We start from the raw sequence: 9650 nt of genomic DNA on the forward strand, positions 1-9650 counted from the left end.
GTAACTGACATAGGGCTTCAGCCGGGAACGATTTTCACGTTCCTCCTTTGTCATCTTAGAACGATACATCATACCCCCCTTTCTGTTATATAACTACTATACCAGAAAAAGGGGGAAAGTCAAGCCCCGCTGCCAATACGAATCTGCTCGGTAATTATTCGGAAGAAAAAAGATTATAAAATTGAAAATTTAGGCGTGTTTGAAATTTCAGTTGCGGAACCGCTGCCGGGCCGGCCGTTCTCCCCTTCTCAAGGAATCTCTTTTCGAATTCCTGGATTTCTAAGGATGTTTCTCGATTCTGAAGTGAAACGCCTTTGTTCCTTCCCTCCTGAACTCACGGCGTGAGCCTCACCCGCCCCGGATTCTTTGATCGATCCGGTTCATTGTTCCTTCCCTCCTGAACTCACGGCGTGAGCCTCACCCGCCCCGGATTCTTTGATCGATCCGGTTCATGGCCGCCAGAAGAAAGCCCAGAGCGATAAAGGCCCCGGGTGGGAGAACCATCACCAAAAAGGGGAGAAAAGACCCACCCAGAAGAGGGACGGAAAAGAGAGTACCGTTGCCGAGAATCTCCCGGACACTTCCCAAAACCGTCAGAGAGAGGGTGAAACCGATTCCCATTCCAAGCCCGTCGGCCACTGAGGATACGACGGGGTTCTTGGAGGCAAATGCCTCGGCCCGTCCCAGGATGATGCAATTGACGACGATCAGCGGGATGAACACCCCGAGTGTCTTGTGGAGTTGGAAGAAGAATCCCGCCATCACCAGGTCGACTATGGTAACAAAAGATGCAATGACCACGATAAAGGAAGGCAGGCGCACGCGGGAGGGGATGACATTCCGGATAAGAGAGACCACCAGATTCGAACAGACCAGGACAAAGGTCGTGGCGAGCCCCATGGCAATTCCGTTGATGGCCGCGGTTGTGACGGCCAGCGTCGGACACATGCCGAGGACGAGCCTGAAGATCGGGTTCTCCTTCCAGAGTCCCTTGAAGAATTCGGCTGTTACTCCCATCTCTTCTCCCATGTGTCCAGATTCCAGGGGGGCTCCGCGACGATTTTCATCCCCCCAGAATCTTTTCCCGATTCTTCTGATAGATGACCAATCCCCTGTGGATCGCTTCGACCACGGCCCGGGGTGAAATGGTCGCCCCTGTGATCTGATCGATCTCTCCCCCGTCCTTCTTGACGGCCCAGCGGGTGTTGTCGAGTCGCCTGCCCACAAACTGCTGCCTGAATGACTTGTTGACGATCTTGGCCCCCAGTCCCGGGGTTTCCATCTGGCTCACGATCTCCACCCCGAGGATCACTCCCTCAGGATCCAAACCGAGCATGATCTCGATATCCCCTCCATACCCGTGGCGGGAGACGACCACAAAGGCGATCCCCGTCAGCTTGCCGCCACGCCTGCCCCGAAAAAATGTGACCTCCTCTGGTTCGCCCCTCCCGGTCTTGCCGACCTGAAGCCGCACCGTGTCCTTGTCCGGTTCGTTGTCGATGTCCGGGAGAACCGCCCGGATCGCCCTCAGCACTTCTAGCCTCTTCTGGTGGGCTATCCGGTCCCTGGTGGCCTCATAGACCTGCGACAGGGCGAGGGCCGATACCAGGCAGATGGTGGTTAAAACCAGTATCAGTTTCAAAATCTCTTTCATTATTCGGTGACCCTTGAAAAGCCCCCCATGGGCGACCGCTTGGGAATCTAGGTTTCCTTGGACTCAACCCATCCAAAGGGTTTTGGAGCCGTGAGACGGTCGATCAGGGGTGTTGTCGCGTTCATCAGAAGAATCGAGAACGAGACCCCTTCCGGATACCCTCCGAAATCCCGTATGATAAAGGTGATAAGGCCGCAACCCACACCGAAGAGGATCATACCGGGTCCTGTTACCGGTGATGTCACCAGATCGGTGGCCATGAATACGGCACCGAGGAATAGCCCTCCGGTCACAAGGTGGAAGAGGGGATTGATGAACCTGTGAGGATTGATAACCCACACCACCGTGGCTGCCACAAGGACAGTTCCGAGGAAGGCCACAGGGATATGCCAGGAAATCACTCTCCGGGCGAGGAGATAGACCCCCCCTATGGCCAGAGCAATGACGGAGACCTCCCCGATACACCCTCCCACGTTTCCCACGAGGGGTCCGATCAGCCCTGTCATGGTGAATCCCTCGAGGCTGCCTTTCAGCATGAGGTGGGTCTTCATTGCTCCCAGGGGGGTGGCTGAAGTCACCGCATCGGCCACATTGAAAAAGGAGGATGTGGGCTTCCACCAGGTGGTCATCTGCACGGGGAAAGAGATGAGCAGTACCACCCTAGCCACCAGGGCCGGGTTGAAGGGGTTGTTCCCCAACCCCCCGTATATCTGTTTGCCCAGGACGATTGCAAGGGCGGCACCGATAAGAGCCATCCACCACGGGGAGCCCGGAGGGAGATTGAGCGCCAGGAGGAGTCCCGTGACCGCGGCGCTCCAATCGGTGATTGTCACTCTCTTACCCATGGCTTTCTGGGTCAGGGCCTCGATGGCCATGGCAGAGCCTGTGCATACCAAGACGATGAGAAGAGCATGAAATCCGAACAGATAGATCCCCGTAACCGTGGCCGGCGCAAGGGCGATAAGGACCGATCCCATGATCCTCGGCACGGACTCTTCACTCCGAAGGTGGGGTGATGCGGAGACGACAAACCGTTGATCATTCATGACACGAACCCGTTGTGATTCTCATTGTTCCAGCCCTGCCCATGGAGATAAGGAGGGCAAAGCCTCCTATTTTTTCCTCTTCTTGGCCATAATCTCCGCCTTGGCGTACTTGATGAGGTGGACCAGGGGGATTTTTGCCGGACAGGAGAAGGCGCAGGAACCGCATTCGATACAATCCAACGCATAGTATCTCTCGGCCTGGTCGAAGAGGCCCCTGGATGCAAAAGTACCTATGAAGTTGGGCAGTAGGTTCATGGGGCACACCCTCACACACGTTCCACATCGGATGCAGGTCCGGGCCTCCTCCAGCCTGACCCTTGAGCGGGGCAGAACCAGCACCCCGGAGGTTCCCTTGATCACGGGAACCTCTGTTGTGTACTGGCTTATCCCCATCATGGGCCCTCCGAGTACCAGCTTTCCCGGCGTTTCCCTGAACCCCCCGCAGGCCTCCAGGAGTGAACCCACCGGGGTCCCGATCCTGACCCTCAGGTTCTTGGGTTCCCGGATGCCTTCGCCGGTCACAGTCACCACTCTCTCTATGAGAGGAATCCCCAGCCTCACCGCCTGATCCACAGCCGCAGCAGTCCCAACGTTCTGAACCAGGACCCCCACATCCATGGGAAGCCCTCCGGAAGGCGGGACCTCCCGGTTCACGATGGTCTTTATGAGCTGTTTTTCAGCGCCTTGGGGATATTTCACCTCCAGCGGCACCACCGTCGCTTCTCTCGAATCCGGCCCGAGAACTCCTTTCACGGCGTCAATGGCTTCCGGTTTGTTCTTTTCGATGGCGATGAATGCCCTCTCCACCCCGAGGATGGTCTTCATGATCCTCATGCCGGTGATCACCTTTTCCGGTTCTTCCAGCATGAGCCGGTAGTCGGCCGTCAGGTAAGGTTCGCACTCGGCCCCGTTGATGATGAGCGTGTCTATGGGCTTGCCTTCCGGGGGGCTGAGCTTTACATGGGTGGGGAAGGTGGCTCCACCCATTCCCACGATCCCCTTTTCCCGGATAATGGCCCTCAGTTCGTCCGGAGAGAGGGAGGCGAAGTCCTCCTGGCCGCCCGCTCCGTCTGCGCATGTGTCGAGGCCGTCGGGTTCTATCTCTATGGCCGGGAGGTCTTTCCCGAGGGGGTGGGGGAAGCTGTCGATCTTGATGACCTTCCCCGAGGTCGGGGCATGAACCGGGACGGACACGAATCCCCTTGCCTCGCCGATCTTCTGCCCCTTCTTGACGGTGTCGCCCTGAGATACCACGGGCTCGCACGGGGCTCCGATGTGCTGCGACAGGGGAACGACGAGCCGCTCCGGGAGAGGCGCCGGTTCGATCGCCTTGTCTCTCGAAAGTTCCTTCCTGTCCCGGGGATGAACCCCTCCCTTGAAACGAAAGACCTTAGACATAGCACCAAAGGATTCCGATCAGTCCGGGTTCACCATGGCGATGGCATGAACCGGACAGACAGAACAACAGATTCTGCAGCCGATACAGCGCTCCTCATCGACGAGACGGGTCTTGCCGGGCTCACCGGAAATGGCATCAACGGGACAGGCCGCTTCGCAGAGGGCGTGTCCCTTGCACCTTTCAGGATCGATGCGCGCCTTGGGAGTTTGTGAAACAAGGCTCGTAATGTTTCCTGTAGGACACGAGTCGACGCACAACCCGCACTGCCGGCACCGGGTATAGTCCATGACGGCCAGGCCGTCATCGAGGGTAATTGCCTCATAGGGGCAGATCCTGACGCAAGCACCACAGCCGATACAGCCCACGGTGCAGACCCTCTTGACCTGTGCCCCTTTGTCGTGGGAGTGGCATCTGATATGAACACTCGCCTCTCGGGGAGCAAGGAGGAGCACTCCTTTGGGGCAGTTCTTCACGCAGACGCCGCATCCTGTACACGTCTCCCTATCGATCACGGGAAGGCCGTCCTCGTCCATGTGGATGGCACCAAAGGGACAGACCCTCTCGCACGTTCCCAATCCCAGGCAACCGTAAGCACAGCCCTTGTCTCCACCCGAGACGAGGACGGCCGCCCTGCAGTCGCTGACCCCGTCATACTCGAACTTCGATCGTGCCTCCCCTTTGCCGCCCTTGCAGAGGAGCACTGCCACGTAGCTCTCCGTCGAAGGGACGGCCGCACCCATGAGTTCGGCGATCAGGCGGGCCACCTCCTGGCCTCCAGGGACGCACGCGTTGAGAGGTGCTTCCCCTTCCACCACCGCCTTGGCGAAGGCACTGCAGCCTGCCGTACCGCAGGCGCCGCAGTTGGCTCCTGGGAGGATCTGTTCGACCCTCTCTATCAGAGGATTTCTCCGAACCGCAAACTTCCTTGCAGCCAACCCCAGACCGAGACTCGCCACAAGGCCGATTCCGCTCAAGGTGAGAACCGCCTCAATCATTGCTCGCTCTCAAATGCCCAAAATCTCGAACATCCCTCATGCATACCAGCAGTGGCAGGTGCCGGAAACCCCGTTTGAGGGCTTCAACGTACCGGGCGGTTTCCCGGGCCGAAACAGGACCGGGCCAGGAAACAGTGCCCTTCTTGCTGGTCCGTCCAACCCGGGGCAGGCCGGTCTCCCCTCTTCCTATTTGACCAACCCGGAAAACCCCATAAAGGCAAGAGAGAGAAGTCCAGCCGTAATCAAGGCAATGGCCGTCCCCCTGAACGCGGCGGGTACATCCGCCAGAGCGATCCGCTCCCTGAGCCCGGAAAAGAGGACCAGAGCGAGAGTAAACCCCACGGAGGCGCCGAAGCCGAAAAACAGGGTCTCCACAAAATCGTGCTCTTTCTGGATGTTCAGGATCGAAACCCCCAGAACGGCACAGTTTGTTGTAATCAAAGGTAGATAGATGCCCAGAGCCTGATAGAGCAACGGGCTTATCTTCTGCATCACGATCTCAACGAGCTGGACCAGTGCGGCTATGACGAGGATGAAGGCGATGGTTTGGAGGTATTCGATACCAAAAGGTTGGAGAAAGGCCTGATGGATCACCCAAGTCACAACCGATGCAACGGTCATGACGAAGATAACAGCAAAGCCCATTCCCAGGGCTGTTTCAGTCCGCCTGGAGACACCCAGAAAGGGACAGATGCCGAGAAACCGGGCCAGGACGAAGTTGTTGACCAGAACCACGCCGACGAACAGAACGATCAGCTTCACCGCTGCCCCCAAAAAAGGAAACACAGACACCCCCCGGCCTCGGTGCTACGCCACGACAAGAACACGATAAGAACCGGTGAGTCTCTGCTCCCGTATAGATGCTACTGGTACCTCAATATCCTATGGGTGTCAAGGGGCAGAATCGACAAAATCTTCATCGTCCCCCAGAAACGGTGTTGGGCAGGCGTGATAACTAATGGAAATCACAGATTTATTACAGTTTCGGGTCGGGTGATCTGCCTCGAGATCTCGAGCAGTGGCGACGGCCGCATTCTGCATTTCCTGATCACCCGTGGACCTTGTGGACCCGGGGAAGACCATGCCTTGAGGGCCCCGTAAATTTTCGTACCAGCCTCCTTGACATGCAAACCGATTTCTGGTAATAAGATTATCCGCCTTTTAAAGTCGGAATGGGTGAAGGCCCTTTTGAATGGAGGAGACGCCCCTTCTTTGAGCCGGGAGACCGAAAGAGGTCCTTGGATCGGGAGAGAGGGGACGAGAAGGGCCAGTCTTGACAAAATCATTTATTCTTATTAATCTAGAAATTGTGTTTTTTTCAAAGATCGGGGTGTGTTGAATGCCTACAATCAACCAACTGTTGCGCCATTCCCGTGTGGCAGTAAAGAAAAAGACCGGGGCACCCGCCCTGAGGGAGTGCCCCCAGAAGAGGGGGGTCTGTGTCCGGGTCTATACCTCCACGCCCAAGAAGCCCAATTCCGCTCTGAGAAAAGTCGCCAGGGTTCGTCTTACCAACGGAATCGAAGTGACCACGTATATCCCTGGAGTGGGCCACAACCTGCAGGAGCACTCGGTAGTTCTCATCCGGGGGGGACGTGTCAAAGACCTTCCGGGTGTAAGATATCATATTATTCGGGGTACTCTGGATTCGATGGGGGTTCAGGACCGCAGGCAGGGACGATCGAAATATGGAACAAAAAGGCCGAAGTAGCCAGGGCCTTTTTTTTTGCAGGTGCAGGGAGAGGTTTCAGAGGTGCCGAGAAGAAGAGAGGTTCCGAAAAGGCCGATTATTCCTGATCCGAAATACCACGACAAGATGGTTGCCAAGTTCATCAACGGGTTGATGATGAAGGGCAAGAAGAGCGTGGCCGAACGCATTTGTTATGGTTCATTCGACTATATTCAGGAAAGAACCAATCAAGATCCTCTCGAAGTCTTCAAAAGGGCCATCAAGAATGTGATGCCTGCAATCGAGGTAAAGTCTCGCCGAGTGGGTGGTTCCACTTACCAGGTTCCTGTGGAGGTGCGACCCGAGAGAAAGCTGGCTCTGGCCATGCGATGGCTCATTGGTTACGCGCGGCAACGGGGAGAAAAGACAATGCAGGAGCGCCTCGCATCAGAGCTGCTCGATGCTGCCAGTCACCGGGGAGCTGCGGTCAAGAAGAGGGAAGATACCCACAAGATGGCCGAAGCCAACAAGGCCTTCGCACACTATCGTTGGTAAAACCGATCGGTCTTTCATCTGGAAAGGTGAACGAGTTGAGAAGGCTCAGTGTGCCTGATAGTCCTTTTTTTTATGCTTTTCCATTTTGGTGGCTCCTGTTGGGGATGATCGCTTTGGTACGGATGATCGCTCTTGAGAAGATAAGAAATATCGGAATGATGGCCCACATCGATGCGGGCAAGACCACAACCACCGAGCGGATTCTCTATTACACGGGAGTGACCTATCGGATGGGGGAAGTCGATGAGGGCTCGGCTGTCATGGATTGGATGGAGCAGGAGCAGGAGAGGGGAATCACCATCACCTCCGCTGCAACGACCTGCTTCTGGAAAGGGCATAGGATCAATATCATCGATACTCCGGGCCATGTGGATTTCACCATCGAGGTGGAGCGATCTTTGAGGGTGCTGGACGGGGCTGTTGCCATCTTTGACGGTGTGGCAGGGGTGGAGCCTCAGTCAGAGACCGTGTGGAAACAGGCCGACAAGTTCGGTATACCGAGGCTTGCCTTTATCAATAAGATGGACCGCCCGGGGGCGGATTTTTTTGGGAGCGTCGATTCCATGGTGGTGAAGCTTCACGCCAGACCTCTGCCGATACAGATTCCCCTGGGAGAAGGAGAAGAACTGGAGGGCGTGGTTGATCTAATCACGATGAGGGCCTGGGTGTACGAGGAGAGCACCCTGGGGGCCCGTTACAGACAGATAGAGATCCCGGATACTTCTCGCCGGACCGCTGACCGATACAGGGAGCATATCCTGGAGACGGTGGCAGATCAGAGCGAAGCCCTGCTGGAGGCCTATATCGAGGGCAGGGAGATTCCGGTCCTTGAGATCAAGAAGGCCGTGCGCCGTGCCACCCTCAACAGGGAGGTCGTGCCCGTACTATGCGGTTCGGCGTTCAAGAACAAAGGGGTACAGCCCCTTCTCGACGCCATTGTCGACTATCTCCCCTCACCAAAGGATATCCCTCCGGTGGTGGGAAGGAACCTTCGAGGAGAGGAGGAGAGAAGGCGGGCCGGGGATGATCAGCCCTTCACGGCCCTCGCCTTCAAGATCATGGCGGACCCCTATGTGGGGACCCTGACCTATTTCCGGGTCTATTCGGGGAAGGCTTGCAGGGGGTCCTACGTCTTCAATGCGAGCAAGCAGAAGGCTGAGCGACTCGGGCGCCTCCTGAAGATCCATGCAAACCAAAGGGAAGAGATCGAGGAGGTCCACTCAGGTGATATCTTTGCAGCCGTGGGGCTCAAGTACACCAGGACCGGGGATACCATTTGCGATGAGGCCTATCCCATCGTGCTCGAGTCCATCCAGGCGCCTGCGCCTGTGATCTCGGTCGCAGTGGAGCCCCGTTCCAGGGAGGAGAGGGAGAAGCTGGGCCGGGCCTTGCAGCGACTGGCCATGGAGGACCTCTCTTTCCAGGTGAAGACCAATGAGGAGACCGGAGAGACGATCCTCGCCGGAATGGGTGAACTCCATTTGGAGGTTCTCCTTGCCCGTCTTCAGCGGGAGTTCAAGGTCGGAGCCAGAGTGGGAAAGCCGAGGGTGGCCTATCGTGAGACCGTGACCCGCCCTGCAGAGGGCGAGGGGAGGTTCGTGAAACAGACCGGAGGTCATGGACAGTACGGCCATGTTCGACTCCGCGTCGGCCCTGGAACCCCTGGAGAGGGGTTACGGTTCAGGAGCGCCGTCGTGGGCGGCAGGGTACCGAACCAGTTTGTTCCAGCCGTCCAAAAGGGTGTTCTCGAGGCCATGGGAAAAGGGATAGTGGCCGGCTATCCTGTGGTGGATGTGGAGGTGGTTCTGCTCGACGGATCGTACCACGAGGTCGATTCCTCGGAGATGGCATTCAAGATCGCCGCTTCTCTCGGATTCAAGGAGGCCGCCAGGCGAGCGGCTCCTGTTGTGCTCGAGCCCATTATGTCGGTGGAGGTCATCGTTCCCGAGGCGTTCCTGGGAGAAGTGATAGGGGATCTCAACACCAGGAGAGCTAACATCCTTCGTATCGATTCGAGGCCCGGGACACACGTGTTGGTCTCTGAGGCTCCTCTGGCCGAGATGTTCGGTTACGCCACAGACCTCAGATCGAAGACCCAGGGCAGGGCAACCTTTACGATGCGGTTTTCCCGTTACAGCCCGGTCCCGAGTGGAGTGGACCGGGTGGTCATGTCGATGAAAGCATAGAGGAGATATCAGCCCTGGAGAGGGCGTTTGACAAGGAGGATTTCCAATGGCGAAGGCGAAGTTTGTGCGGAGCAAGCCCCACATCAACATAGGGACGATAGGGCATGTGGATCATGGTAAGACGACGTTGACGAGTGCGATAACGA

10 protein-coding genes are annotated in these 9650 nt (G+C 57.0%); 4 read left to right on the plus strand and 6 right to left on the minus strand.

The annotated features are described in order from the left end of the window. Window positions 1-417 precede the first annotated feature (417 nt). The 6 genes from JRJ26_19280 to rsxA all read right to left on the minus strand — a co-directional run bounded on the left by JRJ26_19280 (window position 418) and on the right by rsxA (window position 5856). Entirely contained in the window at window positions 418-1017 is a 600-nt protein-coding gene (locus JRJ26_19280) for an electron transport complex subunit E (protein MBW2059639.1), read from the minus strand. A 46-nt stretch (window positions 1018-1063) separates the two neighbouring features. After that, the gene (locus tag JRJ26_19285) at window positions 1064-1654 is read right to left on the minus strand and encodes an RnfABCDGE type electron transport complex subunit G (GenBank protein MBW2059640.1); all 591 of its coding nucleotides are present in this window, start codon (window positions 1652-1654) and stop codon (window positions 1064-1066) included. Between the two features lie 47 nt (window positions 1655-1701). Beyond that, window positions 1702-2700 (minus strand): RnfABCDGE type electron transport complex subunit D, encoded by a 999-nt coding sequence (locus JRJ26_19290; protein ID MBW2059641.1) that lies wholly within the window; start codon window positions 2698-2700, stop codon window positions 1702-1704. 66 nt (window positions 2701-2766) lie between these two features. Next, window positions 2767-4098: an electron transport complex subunit RsxC gene (gene rsxC / locus JRJ26_19295; protein MBW2059642.1), complete on the minus strand. Its 1332-nt coding sequence runs from the start codon at window positions 4096-4098 to the stop codon at window positions 2767-2769. 18 nt (window positions 4099-4116) lie between these two features. Then, window positions 4117-5094 (minus strand): RnfABCDGE type electron transport complex subunit B, encoded by a 978-nt coding sequence (locus tag JRJ26_19300; protein MBW2059643.1) that lies wholly within the window; start codon window positions 5092-5094, stop codon window positions 4117-4119. Between the two features lie 186 nt (window positions 5095-5280). Further along, complete coding sequence (rsxA, locus tag JRJ26_19305) at window positions 5281-5856, minus strand: electron transport complex subunit RsxA (protein ID MBW2059644.1); 576 nt, start codon at window positions 5854-5856, stop codon at window positions 5281-5283. 577 nt (window positions 5857-6433) lie between these two features. On the opposite strand from rsxA, the gene JRJ26_19310 reads away from it, so the two are divergent. The 4 genes from JRJ26_19310 to JRJ26_19325 form a co-directional block, all read left to right on the plus strand. Further along, window positions 6434-6805, plus strand: a complete 372-nt coding sequence (locus JRJ26_19310) for a 30S ribosomal protein S12 (protein ID MBW2059645.1) — start codon at window positions 6434-6436, stop codon at window positions 6803-6805. Window positions 6806-6847: 42 nt separating this feature from the next. Then, on the plus strand, window positions 6848-7318 hold the full coding sequence (rpsG, locus tag JRJ26_19315; GenBank protein ID MBW2059646.1) for a 30S ribosomal protein S7: 471 nt from the start codon (window positions 6848-6850) through the stop codon (window positions 7316-7318). Window positions 7319-7431: 113 nt separating this feature from the next. Then, a complete protein-coding gene (gene fusA / locus JRJ26_19320; GenBank protein MBW2059647.1) occupies window positions 7432-9504 on the plus strand; it encodes an elongation factor G in 2073 nt (690 codons plus the stop codon). A gap of 46 nt (window positions 9505-9550) precedes the next feature. Further along, on the plus strand, window positions 9551-9650 hold a 100-nt coding region (locus JRJ26_19325; protein MBW2059648.1), incomplete at its 3' end, for a hypothetical protein.

The sequence above is a fragment of the Deltaproteobacteria bacterium genome, from assembly GCA_019308905.1.
In the GTDB taxonomy this organism is placed as follows: Bacteria; Desulfobacterota; BSN033; order WVXP01; family WVXP01; genus JAFDHF01.